This window comes from Streptomyces neyagawaensis, from assembly GCF_023516595.1.
GTDB lineage: Bacteria > Actinomycetota > Actinomycetes > Streptomycetales > Streptomycetaceae > Streptomyces > Streptomyces neyagawaensis.
In genome coordinates, this window is record NZ_JAMGBG010000083.1 from 39,022 (window position 1) to 60,820 (window position 21,799).

The following is a 21,799-nucleotide window of genomic DNA, read 5'->3' on the forward strand; positions in this document are numbered from 1 at the left end:
CGGAAACGACGGGGAAAGAACGGAGGGTTTCACCGTTCAGGAACCTGTTCAGGAAGCTGTTCAGGGAGCAGTTGGGGAACCCGTTCAGGAGGCGTGCAGCGCGCGGGTCAGTTCGGTGACGCCGGGTGTCTCCTTGCCGAGGTCGTCGAGCAGCTTGCGCAGCCTGACGGTGTGCCCCTCCCACACCGGCGCCCGCAGGAGCCGGAACGCGGCGAGGGCCTCCCACAGGTGCAGCAGCGCGGTGTCGCGCTCGCCCCTCAGCGCCTCCGCGCAGGCGAGGTCCACCTGGACGCGGGCCTGGAGGAAGCGGTCCCCGATGCCGCCCGCGGCCTCGTAGGCGTCCCGCAGGGTGGCCACCGCCTCGTCCAGGCAGAACTGGCGCCACTGGACCTCGCCGAGGACGCGCAGCCCGTACGCCTCCCCCATGCGGTCTCCCTGGACGCGGGTCAGCTGCACGACCTTGCGTCCGGCCCGCTCGGCCTCGCGCAGTTCCCCGGTACGCAGCAGGGCCTCGGCCAGCCGGTAGATGTTCTGCGTCTTGCTGCGCAGCGCGTAGTCGCCCTCGCTCGCGGCGATGGCCTGGCGGGTGAGCCGGATGCCGAGGCGGACGTTGCCCCGTTCCACCTCGATCTGGGCCAGCAGTCCGACCGCGTGGGCCCGGCCGCTGATGTCCTCGGTCCGGTCGAACAGGTCGAGGGCCGCCCGGCAGTGGTCGGCGGCCCGGTCGAGGTCGCCGGCGAAGCGGAGGCAGACGGCGATGTTGCGCAGCGCCAGGGCCTGGCCCTGGACGTCGCCCGCCTCCTCCAGGTGTTCCATGGCCTGTTCCAGGAGCGGCTCCGCCTGCTGGTACTGGCGCTGGTAGATGGCGAGTGCCCCGAGGGAGCGCAGCATCATGCCGACGCCGAGTTCGTCTCCCGCCTCGCGCGCGGCCATGAGCGCCCACTCGGTGGTGGAGCGCCAGTCGACGGGGTGGCCGCGGGTCTCGCACAGCGGTACCAGCCGGGCCGCCAGGGCCCAGGCGGGGAAGGCGCGGCCGGACTCCGCGCAGACCCGGACCAGGTCGATGAGGATCGGGCGTTCCGTCTCGAACCATTCCATGGGGCAGCCGAGGATGTGCTCGATCTGCCGGGTCGCCAGGGGCAGGTCGCCCGGTCCCGGCAGCGGGGGCAGATGGCCCTTGCCGCTGAGCTGCTCGTGCGCCGTGTCGGCCAGGACGAGGAGGGTGGCGACGGTGCGGTCCAGGGCCGCCTCGCGTTCGGCCGGCGTGTCCTCCTCGTGCGCCCGCTCCCAGGCGAACAGGCGCAGCAGGTCGAGGAAGCGGTAGCGGGGGCTGCCGAGCCGGCCGTGCGGGGACACCTCCAGCAGTTGGGCGTCGACGAGGACGTCGAGGAGGTCCTCGGCGTGGTCGAGGTCGGTGCCGAGCGCGGCCGCCCCGACCCAGGCCGAGAAGTGGGACAGGCTCAGCAGACCGAGTCTGCGGTACATCTGGGCGGCGGCCGGGGGCAGTTCGCGGTAGCTGAGGGCGAACTCGGCGCGCAGGCCGCCGTGGTCGGGGCTGAGCAGGTCCAGTCGGCGACGGCGGTCGGCGAGCCGGGCGACCAGCTGGGACAGCGAGCGGTGCGGTTTGTTGACGAGTTGGGCGCCGAGGATGCGCAGGGCGAGCGGCAGGCCGTCGCACAGCTGGGCCAGTCGGGCGGCCATGCCGGGTTCCGCGCCGACCCGCTCGGGTCCGATCATGACGCCCAGCATCCGGCACGCCTCGTCGGTGTTCAGGGGTCTGAGGGGGATGCGCAGCACGGGGTAGTCGCCGGTGAGGTCACCCAGGGGGTCGCGGCTGGTGATGACGACGCAGCAGTCGCCGCGGCCCGGGAAGAGCGGCAGGATCTGGTCGATCGAGCGCACGTTGTCCAGGACGATCAGCATGCGCTTGCCGTCCATCAGGCTGCGGTACAGCGCGGCGCGTTCCTTGAGGTCGGCGGGGATGAGGGCGCCGTGGACGCCGAGGGCGCGCAGGGAGCTGTCCAGCGCCTTCATGGCGGACACGGGTTTCTCGTGCACGTCGTAGCCGCAGAGGTCCATGAACAGCTGGCCGTCGGGGTAGTGCTCGGCGACCCGGTTGGCCCAGTGGATGGCGAGGGCGCTCTTGCCGACGCCGCTGGCCCCGGAGAGCGCGGCGATCGCCAGGGGTTCGGCGGAGGCGGAGGTGTGCACCAGCTCGTCGAGCAGGGCGATCTCCTCCTCGCGGCCGGTGAAGGCGGCGGCGGGCAGGGGTAGTTGGGCGGGCGTGGAGGTCGCTGCCGAGGTACGGGGGTGGGGCGGCTGGTCCCGGGTGACGGCCGTCTCCGAGTCCTGGAGTATGCGCCGGTGGAGCTGCTGGAGCGCGGGGCCCGGCTCTATGCCGAGTTCCTCCACCAGGATCTTGCGTCCGGCGCGGTAGGTCTCCAGGGCGTCGGCGCGCCGGCCGGCGAGGTGCTGGGCCGACATCAGGTGCAGCCGGGCCTGTTCGCGCAGGGGGTGCTCCTCGACGAGGGTGACGAGTCGGTCGGCCGCCGCCCGGTAGCGGCCGAGCTGGATCTGGAGGGCGGCGTACTCCTCGTTGAGATCGAGCCACAGTTCGCCGAGGCGGGCGCCGGCGTGGTCGAGGTGGCCGCCCGTGAGCCCTTCGAGGGGCGGCCCGTACCACATGTCGAGCAGCCGTTCGTAGCAGCTCGCGGCCTCCTCGGTGCGGCCCTCGGCGGCGGCCGTGCGGGCTTCGGCGAGCAGGGCGTGGGCGGCCTGTACGTCGATGCGGTGGTCGCCCTGGATGAGGGTGTATCCGTGGTGGGCGGTCCTGATGAGTTCGTCGTCGACGGCGGCGCTCCGGAAGATCCTCCGGAGCGCCGTGATACAGATGGCGATCTGGTTGCGGGCGGTCGTCGGGGGTGCCCCCTGCCACACGGCTTCGATGAGGCTGTCGACGGAGACGACCTGTCCGGCCGACAGGACGAGCATCGCGAGGACCTTCCGCTGTCGTGCTCCGCCGAGCGCGAGCGGTTCGCCCTCGATCTCGGCCTTGAGCGGGCCGAGCACCCTGAAGGACAACCGGCGCAACGAGACACCCTCCGTCACCTTGAGCAACCTTCCACCCGTCACCCCCTCGGCCGTGCTGCCACACGGGAAAGGGGGAGGGGGAACATCACCGTACGCGCTGACACGTGATTCGTTGCCATTGCCGGCTCATCCGAGACGCGCGTTTCCCGCCAAACTCCGGATGAAGTGTTGAATGGTTTTCAGCTGCATTTCGATGCGTTCGCGCCAGCCTCAGGTCCAGGGGAACTCACGGCCCGCGGGATTCGTCCAGGGCAGGTCGTCCTCGGTCCGCTCCCCGGACGGCTGCACAAGGGTCGCACCGCTTAATTCACCCCCTGTAAAGCTGGTGGACATACCCGGCGTCGCCGCCTGCGCGGCGGCCGGGGTCACGAGGACGAGGGTGGTGGCCAGCAGTGCCGTACAGATGGCGGCCACCAAGTGAATACCGGTCCGGACCATGTGACTTCCTCTCCATAAAAGCGGCCACCGAAGCGACCTGAACAATGGCGAGCGTACCTCCGGGGTCTTTCGGTGTTGTTTTGGTGTCATTTTCAGGCGGCAAACAGGGCCATTCATTGGCTCATTTCGATGGGTGCAACAGGAAACGATCGGCCTGGTGGTGTTCACCGCTGCAACGGAGCGGCGCCCGCCGTGGCCGCGGTGTCATCTGTCTCGATCTTCAGCGCCGCCACCAGCGCGCGGTACAGGGCGCTGGTCCGCAGGAGTCCGGTGTGCGTGCCGCGCGCGGCGACCCGGCCCGCTTCCATCACCACGATCTCGTCGGCGTCGAGCACGGTGGACAGCCGGTGGGCGATCGTCACGACGAGGCCGCGCCGCGCCTGCTCCCGTACGGCCTCCTGGATCGCCGCCTCGGTGAGGCCGTCGAGCTGGGCCGTCGCCTCGTCCAGGAGCAGGACCTCGGCGTCCGCCAGGAGCGCGCGGGCCAGGGCGACGCGCTGGCGCTGGCCGCCGGAGAGGGAGCTGTCGCGCAGGGGGGTGTCGAGCCCCCTCGGCAGGGCCGCGACGGCGTCGGCGAGCCGGACGCGCTCCAGTACGGCCGCCACCTCCGCCTCGTCGGCGTCGGGGTTCACGAAGAGCAGGTTGTCGCGGATCGTGCCCGGCACCACGGGCGTCTCCTGCTCCACATAGGCGAGATGGCGCCGCACCTCGTCGGTGCCGAGGCGGGCGTACGGGACGTCCGCCAGCCGGAGTTCGCCCGCCGAGGGCAGGACGAAGCCGAGCATGAGGGAGAACACCGTCGTCTTGCCGGCGCCCGAGGGGCCGACGAGGGCCACATGGCCGCGGCGGGGCATGGCGAGGTCGAGGCCCCGCAGGACGTCGGGGCCGGTGCCGTATCCGGCGGTCACCCCGCGCAGTTCGACGAGCGGCGCGTGCGCGGGGAGGGCGGCGATCCGTCGCGCGAGGTCGCCGGGCGCGCTCCCCCGCGCCTCCGGTTCGGCCTCCAGGGTGTCGACCTCGTGGATGCGGGCCGCCGCGGCGAGACCGGCCTGGAGGGTGCTGAGGCTGGTGCTCATGCCCACGATGGGGTCGAGGAGCCCGAAGGTGTAGAGCAGGAAGGCGATCAGGGTGGGGACGGTCATCGCGCCCCCGGAGACCCGCCAGGCCCCCAGGGCGAGGACCGCGATGATCGCCGCCTGGACCCCGGCCCAGGAGACGGCCCACACCGTCGACTCGCGCCGTACGGCCACCATGCTCTGCGCGCGGGCCCGTTCGGAGTGCTCCGTGAGCCGGGCGAGCTGGCGTCCCTCGGCGCGGGCGGCCTTCACCGTCCTGACCGCGCGCAGGGTGCCCTCCAGTTCGGCGCCGAGCGCGCCGAGGGAGCTCTGCGACCGCTCCCGGGCGCGGGCGATGCCGGGCAGCAGCGAGGTGAACAGGGCGACCACCACGACGACGGCCACCAGGGTGGCGAGCACCAGCACCAGGTCGAGCACGGCCATCAGCACGAGCGAACCGACCACCAGGACCACGCCGTTGACCAGGGTGATCACGCTGGTCGAGACGGCCTGGCGCAGCAGCACGGAGTCGGAGGTGACCCGCGTGACGAGGTCCCCGGCGGGGCGGGCCAGCAACGGGAAGACCTGGGCGCGGAGATAGCGGCGGACCATCGTCGTGCGGGCGTCGTGGACGACGCGTTCGGCGACGCGGCCGAGCAGCGCCCACTGGGCGCGGCCGAGGACGGCGCCGGTGACCAGCAGGGCGACGAGCAGGAGGACGGGCCGGACCAGGGAGTCGCCGCGGTCGAGGGTGTCGAGGACCGACCGGGTCGCCAGCGGGGCGACGAGTCCGGTGGCGGAGGACCCCAGGGCGAGGGCGAGGGCGACGAGGAGGACGTTCCGGTTGGGGCGTGCGAGGCCCCATAAGAGTGCCGCGCGTCGACGTAGGTCGACGCGGGACGATAATGAATCATCCATGCCGATAGTGAGTCAGTGGTGTCTCATTCTTGTCAAGGGTGCCCCGTTCCGCGCCACCGCTGCCTACGCTCGTGCCGTGGGGAGCAGCATTCAGGAGAGCCGCACCAGGGAACGGACGCGCCTGGCGATCCTGCGCGCCGGGATCGCCGTGCTCACACGGTCCCCTGCGGCGTCCCTCGGTGAGGTCGCGGCGGCGGCGGGAGTCGCCCGGAGCACGCTGCACCGTTATTACTCCGACCGCACCGCCCTGGTCGAGGGCATCCACGCGTTCGTGCACTCCGAGTACAGAGCTGTGCTCGGAAGGGCACGTCTGGACGAGGGCACAGGCCTGGAGGCGTACGCGCGGCTCTGCTCCGAACTCGTCGACTCCGACGAGGTCTTCTCCTGGTGGCTCCAGGAACAGCCCAGCGGCAGTTGGGGGGCGACACCCGAGGACGCGGTCGTCGCCTCGGTGCTCGAACGGGGGCGCGCCGACGGCAGCATCGACCCCCGGCTGGATCCGGACTGGATCGCGCTGCACACCTGGGCCGCGCTGTACACCGCCCGCGTCTATCCGCTCAGCGGCTCCCGCTCCCCGCGCGAGGCACGGGAGTTGTGCGTGCGCACCCTGGTGAAGGTCGCCGCCCGCAAGGACGGCTGACCCCGCGCGCCCAGGGCGCGGACCGCCCCGCGGTGGCCGGCGGCACGGCATGCTCGGCACCCAACCTCCCTCCCCTGCAAGCGAGTTGATCCGGCCAATCGGCGCGGCCCCGGCGGCTGGGCCGGCCCGGGACCTCGTTGACCCTCGTTAGATTAAGAGCTTAATCTAACGTTGTGCCACGTTACGCAGACCCTGTGGAACGACGTCGGCAGGTGGCTCAGGCCCTGTTGCGAGTGGTCGAGTCGGAAGGCCTGGAAGCCGCCAGCATCCCGCGCATCGCGCGGGAACTCGGCGCGACCACGGGCCTGGTGCAGACGTACTTCCGGACCAAGGACGAATTGCTGGTCTTCGCCGCGCAGTATGTCGGCGAGGCGATGAACACCCGTGTCGCGACCCTGCTGGAGCGTTGCGACCCGCACGACGTCAAGCAGCGGCTGCTGACCTCCCTCGGCGTCCTCACGGGCGCCGACGAGGGCAGCGGGACCGAGGCCAGGATCTGGCTGGCCTTCCTCGCGCGGGCCGCCTACCACCCCGCGCTGCGGGAGGTGCACTCCGCCGGCTCACGGGAGATCCGCGACCGGTGCGCGCAGGCGCTGGCCCTCGCGCAGCGGCTCGGCCGGCTGCCCGTCGGCCTCGACCCCCGCGCCGAGGCCTTCGCGCTGATCGCCTTCGCCGACGGTCTGACCGTCCAGCGAGCCGTCGAGCCCGAACTGCTGAGACCCGACCACGTACGGCAGTTGCTGAGCCGCTACCTGGACCGACTGATGGACGATCGGAAAGACCGAGGAGAACCCCTTTGAGCACCGCGTTATTGCTGTCGCTGGCCGGTCTGGCCCTGCTCGACAGCACCAGCATGGGCACCCTGTTCATCCCCGTGTGGCTGCTGCTGGCCCCAGGACGCTTCAACGTCGGCAAGGTGCTGGTCTACCTCGTGACCATCACCGTCTTCTACTTCGGTGTCGGCCTCGCCATCGTCTACGGGGCCGACAACCTGTTCTCCGTCGCGGGTGAGGCCCTGGACGCCAGGACCGGGCTGTGGATCCAACTGGGCGTCGGTGTCGGCCTGTTCCTGCTGAGCTTCCGCTTCGACCCCAAGCGGCAGGAGAAGAAGGGCAAGAACAGCACCGGCAAGTGGCGCGACCGCGTCAGCTCCAGCTCCTCCGCCGGCTGGATGGTGGGGCTCGCCCTGCTGGCCGGGCTCGCCGAGGTGGCGACGATGCTGCCGTACCTCGGCGCCATCAGCATGCTGACGACCTCCGGGCTGAACACCGTCGAGATCACCACCCTGCTGGCCGGCTACTGCCTGGTCATGGTGGTGCCCGCCGTGGTGCTGCTGGCCGGACGGGTGCTGCTGCGCTCGGCCGTCGAGCCCGCGCTGGAGCGCATGAACGCCTGGATCTCCAAGCGGGCGACCGGCGCCACCGGGTGGATCCTCGCCATCGCCGGCTTCCTCGTCGCCCGTGACGCGGCGGCCCGGCTGTGGGTGCCCGAGGCGTTCAACTGACCCACGGGCACGGCCTCGCGGCCGCGGGAGCCGCCCGCCCTCACCGGGTGGGCAGCTCCCGCGGCCGCAGTCCTGTGGCGGCGCCGAGGAACGTCAGGACGTCGGCCGCGTACCCGGCCGCCTCGCTGCGTGAGCGCGCCCCGTGGCCCAGGTCCTCACGGCGCAGCACGATCTCGGCGCCGTCGACCGCCGCGTGCTGAAGGGCCGCGCACATCTTGCGGGCGTGCAGCGGATCGACGCGGGTGTCGTTGTCGAACGCCGACAGCAGCACCGCCGGGTATCGCACTCCGGGGCGGACGTGGTGGTACGGCGAGTACGACAGCAGCCATTCCAGTTCCCGCTCCACCGCCGCGCTGCCGTACTCGTGGACCCAGGCCCGCCCGAGGCCGAAGCGCTCGTAGCGCACCATGTCGAGCAGCGGGGCGGCGCAGTTCACGGCCCGGTACCGGTCCGGGCGCTGCACCACGGCGGCGCCCACGAGGAGCCCGCCGTTGGAGGTGCCGGTCAGGGCCAGCCGTGCGGGCGTGGTCCAGCCGCGGGCCGTCAGCCAGTCCCCGGCGGCGTGGAAGTCGTCCACGGAGCGCTGCTTGGACTCCCGCCGGCCCGCGTGGTGCCAGCGCTCGCCCCGTTCCCCGCCCCCGCGGATGTGCGGCTCGGCGAAGACTCCGCCCGCCCCGACCCAGGCGAGGACCTCGGGCGCGTAGTACGGGCGGGCCTGGACGCCGAAACCGCCGTAGCCCCGCATCAGCAGGGGCCGGGGGCGGCTCGGGGCGGTCTCCCCCGCCAGCTCGGCATCGGTCACGTCGGGCGGTACGACCAGCGCCATGGTGACCCGGACGCCGTCGGTCGAGGGGTACTCCACGAACCGGGTACGGATTTCCGGGGGTCGGGGGCCCGCTCCAGGGGTGCGGGCGGCCGGGTGCGGGCCGCGGCCGGGCACGGGCCACTCGGTGACGGTGCCCTCGCGGGCGTCGTAGCGGAACACCCGCTGCGCGGTGGCGTAGTCGGTGTACGAGAACCAGAGGTCGCCGCCGCCCTCGGGGCGCGCGGTCATGTGGAACACGGTCCCGCGTCCCGGCAGCGGCACCCGGCCGGTCATCCGGCCCGAGTCCGCGTCGTGCAGGGTGAGTTCGGCGCACGCCTGCCGCGACCACAGCGCGACGAGCACGGGACGGCCGCCCGGGCCGTCCAACGCCGCCACCGACTGGAGCACCGCGCCGGAGCGTTCACCGATCAGCTCGGTCCACCGGGCGCCGGGGTCGGCCGGGTCGAACACGCACAGCCTGCGGCCGTCCGCGCCGGAGCCGGTGAGCACACGGGCCGTGCCGTCCCGGCCTACCTCCAGCGCGGAGTCGGCGCCCTCGCCTTCGGCGAGCGGCCTCAAGTCGGGTGTCTCCGGGGGGCCTGCGGTGAGGTCCGCGAGCCACAGCCGGTTGCCCGGGCGGTGGCCGACGCGGGCCGAGACGGTGAGCCAGCGGCCCGCGCCGCTCACCGCCACCCCGTACGCCGCGGACGGTTCGGTGTCGTCGCCGTGGACCACCGGGTCCGAGTCCGGGTCGGTGCCCAGGCGGTGCCAGTGGACGCGGCGGTGGAAGCCGGGCCGCCCGGCCGGGATCCCGTCGGGCGGCAGACGGCGCACGTAGTAGAAGCCGTCATGGCCGGAACGGCCCGGCACCCATGCGGGTGCCGGGCCGCGCGTACGGTCGACGGGGCCCTCCACGAAGGCTCCCGTCGCGGTGTCCAGGACGTGCAGCGCCGGTTCCTCCAGACCGTCGGAGGACAGCTGGCAGGCCAGCCGGGCGCCGTCCGGGGACACCGACCACGCGCCGAGCACCGTCCGGCCGGACGGATCGAGGCGCGCCGGGTCGACCAGGGCCCGGACCTCGTCGTCCGGACCGGCGACATACAGCACCGGATGCTCGGCGCCCGGCCGCTGGTCCTCGAAAAAGACCAGCCGCCCTCGCGGCACGGGCGGCTTGGTGGCGCCCGCGTCGGCGAGTTCGGTCACCCGCCGGTACCAGGTGTCCCGTTCGGGCCGTGCCCGTACCGAGGCGCCGAACCGCTCCTCCTGGACGCGCAGCCAGCGCGCGGTCCGTTCGGAGGAGGCGTCCTCCAGCCATCGGTACGGGTCGGCGACCACGTGACCGAACACGTGGTCCACGGTGTCCTCCCGGGGGGCCGCGTCCGCGGCCGGTGCGCCCGGTTCCGTCATCCGTCTCTCCCGTGCTCGTGTCCGTCCGCGGCCGCCGGCCACGGGTCCGTCCCGGCGGACGGCGGCCAGGGCCTGTCGTTTGGATCATGCCGGTTTCCGGCTACGGCGCCTTGATGGCTGCCGGTGAGCGGGGCTTGGTGCGTGCAGCTGCAAGGCGGAGGAGGGCGTCAACGCGATGGGGGTCCCCCCGCGCGAGGTTGTTCGAGCGTGGGGGAGTTGGCAACCGACGACAACGCCGCAGATGTGCGTGCCAAGCCCCGCGACCCAGGCGTGATCCAAACGGCAGGCCCTACAGCTGCCCGGCGACGAAGTCAGCCATGGCGCCCACGGTCTTGAGGGTGCCGAGGACGTCGTCGGGGATCTTCACGGAGAACTTCTCCTCCACCCGCACCCCGAGCTCGACGAGCTCCAGCGAGTCGATGTCGAGGTCCTCCTGGAAGCTCTTCTCCGGGGCGATGTCGCTCACGTCGATCTGCGACAGATCGGCGATGACGAGGGCGAGGTCGTCGAGGACGGCGGCGTTGGTCATGGTTGTCTCCTCGGTGTCGGGTTGTGCGGTTGGGGTGGGTGGCCGGCCGCGGTGCGCGGCCGACCGGGAATCGTGGGTCAGTGGGTCATCGGGGCGTCAGTCCAGCGCGCGCAGTTCGCCGCGCAGATAGTGGTCGCGGCACAGGCCCCGCTTGACCTTGCGGCTGCTGGTGCGGGGGATCTCGCCCCAGGGGATCAGCACGACGTCGCTGACCGGGACGCCGTGCCCGTCGGCGACCGCGCGCCGCACCTCGGCGCCGACGGCGTCGAGGTCGCCGACGCGCCGCCGGATCTCGGCGACGGCGACGACACGTTCGCCGTCCTCACCGTCGACGGCGAAGACCGCGACGCCGCCGGTGCCCAGGTCGTGGCCGTCCAGGGCGGCCTGGACGGTGGTCTCCAGGTCGGCCGGGTCGTGGTTGCGGCCGTCGATGATGATCAGGTCCTTCAGCCGGCCGGCGATGAACAGCCGCTCCCGGTGGAAGAACCCCATGTCGCCGGTGCGCAGCCACTCCCCCATCACGGGCCGGCCGTCGCGCCCGGCGCAGCGGGCGTTGAAGACCTCCTCGGTGCGCTGGGGCCGGCGCCAGTAGCCGTCGGCCACATTGGGTCCCTGCACCCAGATCTCGCCGACGCGGTCCGGTTCGGTCTCCTGCCAGGTCTCCGGGTCGACGATCCGGATGTGGATGCCGGTGAGGGGGACCCCGCAGGCCACCATCTGCCGGGCCGAGGGATCGTCGTCGGCGCAGGTCTCGACCTTGCCGTCGGCGAGGGCCTCCCGGTGGAAGGAGTACACGAGGTCCGGCTGCATGGTGGGCGGCGGGGCGGTGACGGCGAGGGTGGCCTCGGCCAGCCCGTAGGCGGGGCTGTCCAGTTGGGGCGGCAGGCCGCACTCGGCGAAGGCCCGGTTGAAGCGGTCCATGCTGTGCGGGCGGACGACCTCGCTGCCGTTGACGAGCCCTTCGAGGCAGCTGAGGTCGAGGTGCTTCTTCTGGGCGTCGGTGATCCGGTCGACGCACAGGTCGTAGGCGAAGTTGGGGCCCCCGGTCCACACCGCGCGGAAGTCGCTGATCAGCTTGAGCCAGCGATACGGCGACTGGATGAAGTCCGAGGGGCTCAGATGCACCGAGTGCACGCCCTGGACCAGCGGCAGGGCCAGGCCCATGACGAGGCCCATGTCGTGGAAGAACGGCACCCAGCTGGCGACGACGCGACCGGGCGCGAGATAGGTGGAGGCCCGCGCGATCTGCCGGCAGTTGGCGATGAGGTTGCCGTGGGTGACGCGCACCCCGCTGGGGGTGCCGGTGGAGCCGGAGGTGTACTGGAGGTACGCCAGGGTGTCGGCCGTGAGCACGGGCTCCCGCCAGTCGGCGGCGTCCTCCTCGGCGAGTTCGTCGATGATCAGCACCCGGCGGTCGCCGCCGTCCGGCCCGAGCGCGGCGGTGACGCGGTCGGCGGCGCCCGCCGTGGTCAGCACCAGCGCCGGGTCGGAGTCCAGCAGGACGGCGTCGATACGGCTGCGGGAGCGGCGTACGTCGGGGGCGGGCAGCGGCACCGCGACGAGCCCGGCGTACAGGCAGCCGAGGAAGCCGAGGATGTAGCTGATCTCGTGGGGGCACACCAGGGCGACGCGTGCGCCGGGCGGGGCGGTCTTCTGGAGGGCGGCGGCCACGGCGCGGGCCTTGCGGTCCAGTTCCTCGTAGGTGACGGTCCGGATGACGCCGGCGTAGTCCTCCGTGTAGTCGGCGAACGAGACGGCGGGATCGTCCCCGGCGGCGTGGGCGTGGGCTCGGACGGCGGTGACCAGCCCGCCGGTCCGCAGATCCGGGGCGGCCGGGTGGGTGTCGGTCGGCACGGGAGGGGCTCCTCTCGGTTCCCGTACGGGTGCTCGGGTCAGTGCTTCTGGAGGACGCGGAGCATCTCCCGGTCCAGGAGGTGGCCGTGCCAGTCGTCGTAGGCGACGTCGCCGCGGCCGGAGTCGAGCACGCCGAACGGGCCGCGCAGATTCCACAGGGCCCAGCCGACGCCGTGGTCGGTGAGCAGCCCGAGCATGTCGTCGAGCCAGGGCAGCACCACCTGGTGCGGCACCGTGTTGTGGGCGCCGGTCTCCCCGGCGTGCACCCCGATCCCGGCGTCGGCGACGTCGAACCACGGCTTCAGGGATGCCGCCAGCTCGTCGCGGCCGTAGGGGCCGCCCTTGATGCCGCGGTCCCGCATCATGCGCGCGGCGCTCTCCTGCGCCTCGGGGGGCACGGGCAGTTCGGCGGGCACGGGCGGCAGTTCCATCGGCCAGGTCGGCACCGGGTCCATGGCGCGCAGCTGTTCGGGGGCGTGCTCGCAGCGGTAGTGGGACAGGGCGAGCGGGGCGAAGGAGTGCAGGCTCTGGGCGACGCCGCGCTCGGCGCACCAGTCGGCGGAGACCGGGGTGTACGCCCAGTCGAGGCCCTCGACGAGGAGCAGCCGCTCGGGGTCCTTGGCGCGGATCGCGTCGATCGCCGCGGCGTACACGGCGAGGATGTGGTCGTCGGTGAGGCCGGGGACGAGGGAGGCCGCGGGCGGCTCGTTGACCAGGTCGAAGCTGAGCCGTGTGGAGGGGATGCCCCGGTAGCGTTCGGCGAGGATCTCCCACAGGTGGACGAACAGGTCACGGGAGCCGAAGGGGTCGTCGACCCACAGCGAGCCGGGCTCGGGCTCGTTGTAGGGGTAGCCGAAGTTGGTGTGGCCGGGGGCCCGCCACAGGTTCAGCTGGACGTGGACGTCGTAGGTCCGCCCGAGTTCCACGACCCGGTCGAGGACGGCGAGGCGTTCCTCGGGGTAGGTGCGGCGTTCGGCGTCGCCGATGAGGAACAGGTACGAGAACGGCACCCGGACGTAGTCGAAGCCCCAGTCGCGGATCCAGCGGAAGTCGTCCTCGCTGATCCGGTGGTCGTCCATGGGCATCATCTCGCCCCAGCGGGAGCTGGTGGAGAACATCTGGTGCAGGTTGAACCCGCGCCAGCGGGGCAGCGGTACCCGGCTCGTGGGCATGGCGTCTCTCCTCGTGTCGTTGCGTGCTCAGTAGCCGGCGGCCCGGATTCCCAGGGGCACGTCGGTGTCGGGTACGGGCACCCGGAGGACGGAGAACCGCCCCTTGAGGGCGTGCTCCGCGGCCCGGCCCATGGCCTCGTCCAGCGCGGTCGCGTCATGGACGGCGGTCCCCCAGCCGCCGAAGACCTCGGCGGTGTGCTCGGCGGGGGCGGCGGCCTCCCAGGTCGTGGAGACGTGCGGGCCGGTGGGGTCGGCGGCCCGCAGCCGCCGGGGCCAGCCGAAGCCCTGGTTGTCGAGGACCACGGTGATCACACCGAGGTCGAGGCGGCGCAGGACGTCCAGGGCGCCGACGCTCATCCGGAAGGCGCTGTCGCCGGTGACGAGCAGGGTGGGCCGGTCGGGGCGGGCCAGCGCGGCGCCGACGGCGGCGCCGAGGCCGAAGCCCATCATCGTCTGCTCGCCGGGGCAGACGACGGTGGTGTCGGGGCCGAGGCGGAGCAGCGGGTAGTGGTAGGTCCAGATGTCGTGCAGTCCGTTCTCCTGGACCAGGGTGATCCGGGTGCCGAGTTCCCGCTGGGCGGCGCGCAGCACGGCGCGGACCGGGGAGTCGGCGAAGTCGGCGTTGGTGTGCCGCGCCTGGGCGGCGCGGACGTGTTCCTGACGCGCCGTCCAGTCGGGGTCGGGGCGGGGCGGGTCGGCGGCGAGGCGGTCGGTGAGGGCGTCGATCGTCAGACCGACGTCGCCGAGGAGGGGCTGTGCCACCGGGCCGGCCTCGGAGAAGGCGGCCGGGCGGGCGTCCGCCCGGATGACCTGGGCGTCGCGCCAGGACCGCCAGCCCATGCGGGCGGTCTCCTCCATGCGGCTGCCGAGGACGAGCAGGGTGTCGGCGTCGTCGAGGAGGTCGTGGGCGGGCGGTGTGGTGTAGAGGCCGACGAGGCCGTACGCCCTGCGGTGGTGTTCGTCGAGGGCGCCGCGGCCGGAGGCCGTGGTGAACACGGGGCCACCGAGCAGGTCGGCGAGGGTGCCGAGGCGGCCGGTGTCGGCCCAGCGGGTGCCGCCGCCCGCGATGACGACGGGGCGGCGCGCGGCCCGCAACGTGGCGGCGGCCGCGTCCAGTTCGGCGGACGGGGGTACGGAGCGCGGGCGGCGGACGGGACCGGCGGCGGGGCCCTGTTCGACGTCCCGCGCGGTCACGTCGTCGGCGATCTCCAGGACCGTGAGGCAGGGGCCGTCCGCCACGGCGAGTTCCACGGCCCGGCGGACCGCCCAGACGAGCTGTTCCGGGGTGTCCACGAGGTGGGTCCAGCCCGCGAGGGACTCGACCATGCGCCGCTGGTCCAGGTATTGGAAGGCGCCCCGGCCGATGTCCTCGGCCGGTACCCGGGTGGTGATCACGACGACGGGCAGCGACAGGGAGGACGCCTCGAGCAGGCCGGCCATGGCGTTGGCGAAGGAGGGGCCGGAGTTGAGGGCGAGCACGACGGGTTGCCGTGCGGCCGTCGCGTACCCGGCGGCGGCGCACGCGGCGATGCGCTGGTCGCCGATGACGCCGACGCGGAGTTCGGGTACGGCGGTGGCGGCGTCGAGGAGGCCGGGGTCGTCGGAGGGCAGTCCGAGGACCATGCGGACGCCGGCGTCGGCGAGCGTAAGGGCGACCGTGTCCCAGCAGCCCCGGAGGGCCGGGGCGGCGGGGGCGTCGTCCGGTGCGGGGGTCACGGCGGTCATGCGCGGGGCCCCTCGGCGTCGGTGTCGCCCCTGCCGAGTTCGGCGGAGAGCAGCAGGGGGCGTGCCGTGACGCGTCCGCCGGAGCGGACATGGCCGGCCTGCCAGCCGTAGCCGCCCAGCGGCTGGTTGCCGTCCTCGGCGTCGAGGGCGGTGCGTTCGCGCAGGACGACGCCGGTGCCGGCCCGGTCGCCGCGCAGGGCGTGCTCGCCGTACACGGACACGTACATACCGCGCAGGAGTTCGGCGGGGCTGTCGAGCCAGCGCTGGAGGTCGGCGCCGGTGGAGTAGCGCATCACGCAGACGACGGGGGCGAAGAACTCCGGCGGCGCGAAGGACGGGTCCCAGGACAGGTCGAGCACGGTCGGTTCGACGAGGCCGGTGCGCGGGTCCGCCCGGCCGCCGAAGGTCACCCGGTCGCGGTGCGCGCCGAGGAACTCCGCCGCCTGTTCCACGGCGTCGGGGTAGCTGAGCGGCGCCACCACCGTGCGCGGGTCGAGCAGCGGGCCGACGGGGACCTCGGCGGCGCCCTCGCGGAGCGCGGTGAGCAGGTCGTCCGCGATGTCGTCGTGGGCGAACACGACGTCCGGGCAGAGGCAGTCCTGGCCGGAGTTGAACATCCGGGTGCCGAGGATGTCGGCCGCGGCCTGCTTGACGTCGCCGTCGGCTCCCACGACCAGCGGGTTGGGCCCGGAGCCGAACGCGAGGAACAGGGTGTTCTCGCCCATCCGCTCCCCCACGCCGATCGCGTTCTCGGGCCGCCCGTTGAACACGACGGCCTCGGCGTCGGCGCAGCGCCCGAGGAACTCGCGCTGCGTCATGGAGACGAGTTCGACGGGGTGGCGCCCCCGTAACAGCGGGTCGGCGGACATGATCCGGTGGATCTCCCGGGTCTGGGTCAGGGCCCGCTGGGAGGGGCGCATCACGATGTGCCGGGTGTAGAGGGCGGGGATCAGCCCGAACAGGACGTACGAGTAGAGCAGGTTGTTGGAGGGCAGGAAGACGCCGAGTTCGCCGATGTGGCGCGGCCGGTGGGCGGCGAGTTCGCCGTCGGCGCCCCGGAGGGCGGCCAGCGCGAAGCCGATCTCGTCCTCGGCGGCCCTGCGGGTGGCGATGGTCTCCAGGACGGCGACCAGTTCCTCCCGGTTGCGCCACACCGCCTCGGCGGCGTCCGCCGCGAAGCCGTCGTCGCCCGGTTGCCGGGCGGGGTCTCCTCCGTGGCCGGGCGCGGGGCCCATGACCGCGGTCCCGGACCCGTGCGGCCGGGGAGTGTTCGCCGGTGGTACGGACACGTTTTCCTCCTGACATCGGTTCGGCCGGGGCCGCGCGGGGCGTTCGCATGGGGTGGCCCGGGGCCAGGGGGTGTGGTGAAAGTCCAGTGCGGTGCCCGCGGTGTCCGGTGCGTGGCCTGGGGTCCCCCCTGCTCGAAGAGCTTGGGGGAGTGGCGGACGAAGGCCCTCGTAGCGGCGCTACGTGGGTCTTTGGCCGGTGCCGCGAGTGGGGGTACCCCCTGCTCGAAGAGCTCGCGGGAGCGTGCCGGGCGCCGTGGGTGCTGTGCGGGACTTTCACCACACCCCCTAGGGGTGTGGTGGGGGCCGGGCGGGGGCCGCCCGGCGAAGCGCCCCGCCGGCCGGTGCGGCCGCCGGTCAGCCGAGCAGGCCGCCGCGCAGGGCCTTCAGCGGGTCCCCGTTGTCGTACATGCCGACCAGTCCGCCGCCCTGCCGGGTGGCGTCGTGGGCGACGTAGCCGAGGAGGCCGAGGAGTTCGTCGGAGCATTCGGCGGCCATCGACGGCGGTACGGCGAGCATGTTGTTGTCGACCGGGCGCAGCCAGCCCGCGCAGTAGCTGAGGGCGATGCCCCGGCGGGAGCGGTCGGTGGTGCGGTTGGCGCCGCCGCCGTGCAGGACGTCGCCGCGGAACAGCAGGGCGTCGCCGGGTTCCATGACGGCGCGGCCGATCTGGTCGCCGCGCGGGCTCTGGTCGAGCGGCCAGTGGCAGCTGCCGGGCACGACGCGGGTGGCGCCGGTCTCGGGGGTGAAGGGGGTGAGCGCCACCATGGCGCTGGCGTTCCAGGGGTGCTCCTGGCGCGGCAGGTGGGGCCACCACGAGCCGGTGTCGCGGTGGATCATCTGGGCGGCCTCGCGGGGGCCGATCTGGATGAGTTCGGCGACGCTGAGCAGGATCTCGTTGGACCAGGGGGCCAGCAGCCGGCGCATGCAGGCGACGATCTCGGGGTGGGTGATGAGGTCGTGGGAGGCCCTGACCTTCCCGGGGACGCCGTGCACGCGCAGGGTCCGTCGGCCGAGGAACAGGTCGTAGATGCCGGAGCCGGTGTCGGAGCCGACGGTGCGGGGGTTGTTCTCCAGCCACTCGTCCAGTTCGCGGTTGAAGGCGTCGACGAGCGAGCGGTCGACCAGTCCGCGGACGACGGCGGCCCCTTGGCTGCGGACGCACTCGTCGATGGCGGGCCAGTCGTAGGGGGCCTCGAAGGCGGTCGCGTCGGGCCCGCTGTCCGCGTCGACCGCGGCGGCGAAGTTTCCGCGCTTGCCCGTGGCTGTGGTGTTCACGTTGTTCTCCTCGCTGCGTTCGTTGATCAGTGGGTGGGCCGCCAGCGCCGCAGGACGAGGGCGGCGTTGTGGCCGCCGAAGCCGAACGAGTTGCTGACGGCGACGTCCACGTCGTGGTCGCGCGCCTTGTGCGGGACGAAGTCGAGCTCCTGGTCCTCGGGGTCGTCGCAGTTGATCGTGGGCGGGATGCGGCCCGCCGTGAGGGTCTCCAGGGCGGTGATGGCCTCGACGGCGCCGGAGGCGCCGAGCATGTGGCCCGTCATGCTCTTGATGGAGCTGATCGGGACACGGGTGGCGTGGGAGCCGAACACCCCGCGGATCACCTTGATCTCGGTGGTGTCGTTCTTGGGGGTGCTGGTGCCGTGGGCGTTGATGTAGTCGACGGCGTCGGGGTCGAGTCCGGCCTCGGCGAGGGCCAGCAGCGCGGCCCGCTGGGCGGGCAGCCCGTCGGGGTGCGGGGCGGTGACGTGGTACGCGTCGGTGGTGGCGCCGTATCCGGCGAGTTCCCCGTGGATGCGGGCGCCGCGGGCGACGGCGTGCTCCTCGCTCTCCAGGACGACCACTCCGGCGCCGGCGCTCATGACGAAGCCGTCGCGGGCCGTGTCGAAGGGGCGGCAGGCCCGCTCGGGTTCGTCGTTGCGGCGGGACAGCGCCCGGGAGACGGCCGCGCCGTTGACGTCGACACGGGTCAGGGAGTCGTCGACGCCGCCGGCGATCACCACGTCCGCGATGCCGAGGCGGATCATCCGCATGGCCTCGCCGAGGCAGGTGCTGCCGGTGGCGCAGGCGGTGGTCATGGAGGTGGACGAGCCCTGGAGGCCGAAGCGCAGCGAGATCTCGCCGCAGGCGCTGTCGACGCCGCTGCTGGGGAAGAAGTAGGGGCTGACGGCGCGGGGGCCCCGTTCGGCCATCGCCTTGGCGGCGGTCACGGCGTTGCGGGCGGGGCCGCTGGCGGTGCCGAGGATGACGGCGGCGCGCGGCGCCGTCTCGGGGGTGACCTGAAGGCCCGCGTCCCGGACGGCCTCCTCGGCGGCGACCAGGGCGAGGTGCACGGTGCGGTCGAGCCGGCGCACGGTCTTGTGGTCGAGGTGGTCCTCGGCGCGGAAGTTCTTCACCTCGCCGCCGAACCGCACGGGCAGGTCGGAGGCGTCGAGTTGAGTGAACGGGGCGACGCCGCTGCGGCCGTCCAGCAGGGCCGCCCAGGTCTCGTCCCAGGTCAGGCCGAGCGGGGTGATGGCTCCCCGGCCGGTGATCACGACCCGGCGCGGGCCCGGCCCGTACCGGGGCAGCGCGTCGGGAACTCCGGGGCTCGGTACGGCTGCGCTCATGTCTGCTCACCCTTCGCCAGAGCCCTGCGGGCTCGTTCCTCGAGTCGGGACACATCGGTCTTGCCGTTGCTGCTGAGGGGGAAGGCGTCGAGCACCAGCACGAGGTTGGGCAGCTCGTAGGGCTCCAGCACCTTCCGGAAGTCCCCGGCCCAGGCGGCCGGGGAGCGTCGTAGGGGGTCCTCCACCACGAAGACCAGTCGCGTCTCGCGGTCGCCGTGCCGGACGGCGACGACATGGACGGGTCCGCCGCAGCGTTCGGCCCGGCGGGCCAGCGCGGCCGGGTAGAGGGTGTAGCCGTGCCGGGTGACGGCGGACATCCGGCCGAGGACGCGCAGCCCGCCGCGGGCGTCGAGGACGCCGAGGTCATGGGTGCGGAAGTCGCCGTCGCCCGGCGGCCGCACGGTGGTGCCGTCGGCGTCCAGGAGGCCGACCGTCGCGTCGGGGGTGCGCACCCACACCTCGCCCGGTTCGCCGGGCGGGAGCGGGCGGCCCGCCGGATCGCGCACGGACACCTGGACGCCGGGCAGCGGCAGACAGTCCTCGGGGGCGTCGGGGCCGGCGAGGGCCACGTTGCCGAGCTCGGTGCTGCCGTAGCCGTCCAGCAGCGGCCGCCCCATGGTGGCCCGGAAGTCGCGGGCGAGGGCCGTGTCGAGGGGGCCGCCGCCGGTGCACCACAGACGGACGGAGCGCAACTCCTCCACCCGTTCCGGTCGCAGCTCGGCCAGGCGCAGCAGTGAGCGGTGGACGGAGGGCGTGGCGTCGACGACGGTCGCCCGGTGGGCGGCAACGGTGTCGAGGGCCCGGTCCAGCCGCCGGTACGGGGTGACGAGCAACCGGCAGCCGCTGAGGTGGGCGAGGAGCACGAGGGAGAAGCCGTACTGGTGGCTGAAGGGCAGCAGGGGGGCGAGGACGTCGTCGTCGCGGTACCCCATCCGCTCGACGGTGCGCCGGGTGTTGGCGAGGACCGAGCGGCCGGAGCGCACGATCGCCTTGGGTTCGCCGGTGGAACCGGAGGACCAGGCGATCAGGGCGTCGTCGCGGCGGGCCCAGACGTCCAGGGCCGGCGGGGCCGCGGCGGTCCACGGTTCCGGGGTGCCCGGCGTCCGGGCCGGTGCCGTCTCCCCCGGTATGGGGGCCGGTGACCGCGCCGGGCCCTCCTCGTCGAGCAGGGCGCCTCGCAGTGCCGGCGCGTCGAGGGACAGCGACGGCACCGGGCCGGACCACTCCTGCGAGGGCGGCCCCTCATGGATCAGCCGGTCGGCGCCGGCCCGTGCGGCGGCCGCCGCGGCCGACCTCGGTGACCTGAGGTGGTCCACGAGGACGACACCGGCGCCCAGGTGCATCAGGCCCAGCAGCACCGCCACGAAGGCGGGCGAGTTGCTCGCGTGCAGGGCCACACGGTGACGGGGCAGGACACCGAGGGCCCGCAGCGCGTCGGCGGTCCGGTGTGCCTGTGCGCCCGGCCGCAGAAGGGTGCCGGCGGGGCCTGTGGTCTCGTAGGTCGTGAGGGTCATGGGAGGCGCCCTCGGGGGGTGGTGCGCGTCGCTGCCAGCACGTCATCTCCGATCTCGGTGATCAGGGGCCCCGTGCCAGGGGCGGCTCGACGGATCGCGACGGGGCGCGGATTCCGGAGCGGGAACGTGGACACCGGCGCGCCGTCGGGGCGGTGCGCTGTGCCACGTCCAAGACGCTAACCGATACGGCTGACAATTCTCGATGTCCGGCTCTCAAATACCGTACGACTACGGCACTTTCCGTCGGCGGCACACGGGTCACCTCGCCGTATGCCCGAAAGGGCAGGGCGGCCTGCCCGCACGCAGATCGGGGAGACTACGGCACTTGCCGTTCCCCGCTCCTGGTACGGCACTTTCCGCTTGACGCTTCAAATGGCCGCGTGTTGACCTTTGTTCGCATCACGCCACCGGAATCCGACGTCCCCCGCGGCCCGGTGACACAAGCCGGCGGGCGGCGACCCCGCCCGTCGGCGACGATTTCCCGGGATTCGCTCAGAACTTCCCCGGGAGATCGCGAGCAGACCATTGTTCCAGCCCGGGCCGCATACCGCTCCGGCATCACGAGGGTGGGAGAAATGCAAGGAGAGTACGTCTCGCTGCGGCCGATCAACGGCAAGCAGGACTACGAGCTCATCGCCCAGTGGTCGTCCTCCGTCGCGTCCGTGTACTCCTCGGGCGGGCAGACCTTCACCACCGGCGATGGGATGGAAGCCCTCATGGCCAGGCACGGGATCACCTATCTGATGGTGGTCGACCGGTCCGGGGAACCGGTGGGCGGGGTCACCTACCAGCAGCTCACCTATCCCGGGAACTTCGAGGTCGGCAATGTGGTCGGCTCACCCGAACTGTGGGGCCTCGGCTACGGGATGGAATCCATGCATTTGCTGCTGGACCATCTCTTCCACCAGCGCAACGCCCACCGGGTCCATCTCATGGCCGGCCTCTACAACAAACAGATGGTGCAGATCTTCCTCAAGGGCCCCATCAAAGTGGAGGGAATCCTCAGGGATTTCTTCTTCCTCGACGGTGAATACCATGACGCGCTGGTCGGTTCGCTGCTCAGGAACGAGTACTACGGTTTTCTGCGCAGCCTGGGGACGAGTCCCGCCGATCTGATCCCGAAGGACGACAAGGCGGATGCCCGCGTCCTGCTCGCGGAGGCCCTCGACAAGGTGACCGACATCCTTCCCGCCCGGACGAACGGAGGTGAGACCCGTGCCGATATCGCCGAGACCAGCGTCTGAATTGCGCGCGTG

16 protein-coding genes are annotated in these 21,799 nt (G+C 72.8%); 4 read left to right on the plus strand and 12 right to left on the minus strand.

The genetic code is table 11. The features are described 5' to 3' along the window. Positions 1–84: 84 nt before the first annotated feature. From M8J73_RS29915 to M8J73_RS29925, 3 genes are all read right to left on the minus strand, one after another. Positions 85–3,108: an AfsR/SARP family transcriptional regulator gene (locus M8J73_RS29915; RefSeq protein WP_249829296.1), complete on the minus strand. Its 3,024-nt coding sequence runs from the start codon at positions 3,106–3,108 to the stop codon at positions 85–87. Positions 3,109–3,300: 192 nt separating this feature from the next. Further along, positions 3,301–3,528, minus strand: coding sequence for a hypothetical protein (locus M8J73_RS29920; RefSeq protein ID WP_055541870.1), 228 nt, complete (start codon positions 3,526–3,528; stop codon positions 3,301–3,303). 164 nt (positions 3,529–3,692) lie between these two features. Next, complete coding sequence (locus M8J73_RS29925) at positions 3,693–5,501, minus strand: ABC transporter ATP-binding protein (protein ID WP_055541871.1); 1,809 nt, start codon at positions 5,499–5,501, stop codon at positions 3,693–3,695. A 76-nt stretch (positions 5,502–5,577) separates the two neighbouring features. Here M8J73_RS29925 and M8J73_RS29930 point away from each other — a divergent pair, with 76 nt between their 5' ends. From M8J73_RS29930 to M8J73_RS29940, 3 genes are all read left to right on the plus strand, one after another. Continuing rightward, a complete protein-coding gene (locus M8J73_RS29930) occupies positions 5,578–6,141 on the plus strand; it encodes a TetR family transcriptional regulator (protein WP_063799294.1) in 564 nt (187 codons plus the stop codon). A 194-nt stretch (positions 6,142–6,335) separates the two neighbouring features. Next, positions 6,336–6,941, plus strand: a complete 606-nt coding sequence (locus M8J73_RS29935; protein WP_249829297.1) for a TetR/AcrR family transcriptional regulator — start codon at positions 6,336–6,338, stop codon at positions 6,939–6,941. Next, positions 6,938–7,645: a GAP family protein gene (locus M8J73_RS29940; RefSeq protein ID WP_055541874.1), complete on the plus strand. Its 708-nt coding sequence runs from the start codon at positions 6,938–6,940 to the stop codon at positions 7,643–7,645. The genes M8J73_RS29935 and M8J73_RS29940 overlap by 4 nt, the downstream gene beginning before the upstream one ends. A gap of 40 nt (positions 7,646–7,685) precedes the next feature. Here the strand turns inward: M8J73_RS29940 and M8J73_RS29945 are convergent, their stop codons facing one another. The 9 genes from M8J73_RS29945 to M8J73_RS29985 all read right to left on the minus strand — a co-directional run bounded on the left by M8J73_RS29945 (position 7,686) and on the right by M8J73_RS29985 (position 20,543). Continuing rightward, positions 7,686–9,857: a prolyl oligopeptidase family serine peptidase gene (locus tag M8J73_RS29945; RefSeq protein WP_249829298.1), complete on the minus strand. Its 2,172-nt coding sequence runs from the start codon at positions 9,855–9,857 to the stop codon at positions 7,686–7,688. Positions 9,858–10,146: 289 nt separating this feature from the next. Next, complete coding sequence (locus M8J73_RS29950) at positions 10,147–10,386, minus strand: acyl carrier protein (protein WP_055538339.1); 240 nt, start codon at positions 10,384–10,386, stop codon at positions 10,147–10,149. 96 nt (positions 10,387–10,482) lie between these two features. Then, on the minus strand, positions 10,483–12,240 hold the full coding sequence (locus M8J73_RS29955; RefSeq protein WP_055538340.1) for a fatty acyl-AMP ligase: 1,758 nt from the start codon (positions 12,238–12,240) through the stop codon (positions 10,483–10,485). A gap of 38 nt (positions 12,241–12,278) precedes the next feature. Continuing rightward, entirely contained in the window at positions 12,279–13,412 is a 1,134-nt protein-coding gene (locus M8J73_RS29960; protein WP_055538341.1) for a glycoside hydrolase family 5 protein, read from the minus strand. A gap of 27 nt (positions 13,413–13,439) precedes the next feature. Next, the gene (locus tag M8J73_RS29965) at positions 13,440–15,137 is read right to left on the minus strand and encodes a thiamine pyrophosphate-dependent enzyme (protein ID WP_079054782.1); all 1,698 of its coding nucleotides are present in this window, start codon (positions 15,135–15,137) and stop codon (positions 13,440–13,442) included. Continuing rightward, positions 15,134–16,426 carry an aldehyde dehydrogenase family protein gene (locus M8J73_RS45310; protein WP_249829299.1) on the minus strand — a complete coding sequence of 431 codons (1,293 nt, stop codon included), beginning with the start codon at positions 16,424–16,426 and terminating at the stop codon, positions 15,134–15,136. Before M8J73_RS45310 ends, M8J73_RS29965 begins: the two co-directional genes overlap by 4 nt. 354 nt (positions 16,427–16,780) lie before the next feature. After that, the gene (locus M8J73_RS29975; RefSeq protein WP_055538076.1) at positions 16,781–17,701 is read right to left on the minus strand and encodes a phytanoyl-CoA dioxygenase family protein; all 921 of its coding nucleotides are present in this window, start codon (positions 17,699–17,701) and stop codon (positions 16,781–16,783) included. A 26-nt stretch (positions 17,702–17,727) separates the two neighbouring features. Beyond that, a complete protein-coding gene (gene fabF / locus M8J73_RS29980) occupies positions 17,728–19,029 on the minus strand; it encodes a beta-ketoacyl-ACP synthase II (protein ID WP_079054749.1) in 1,302 nt (433 codons plus the stop codon). Then, entirely contained in the window at positions 19,026–20,543 is a 1,518-nt protein-coding gene (locus M8J73_RS29985) for a class I adenylate-forming enzyme family protein (protein WP_055538077.1), read from the minus strand. Before M8J73_RS29985 ends, fabF begins: the two co-directional genes overlap by 4 nt. Before the next feature lie 575 nt (positions 20,544–21,118). On the opposite strand from M8J73_RS29985, the gene M8J73_RS29990 reads away from it, so the two are divergent. Further along, on the plus strand, positions 21,119–21,787 hold the full coding sequence (locus tag M8J73_RS29990) for a GNAT family N-acetyltransferase (protein WP_055538078.1): 669 nt from the start codon (positions 21,119–21,121) through the stop codon (positions 21,785–21,787). Positions 21,788–21,799 lie beyond the last annotated feature (12 nt).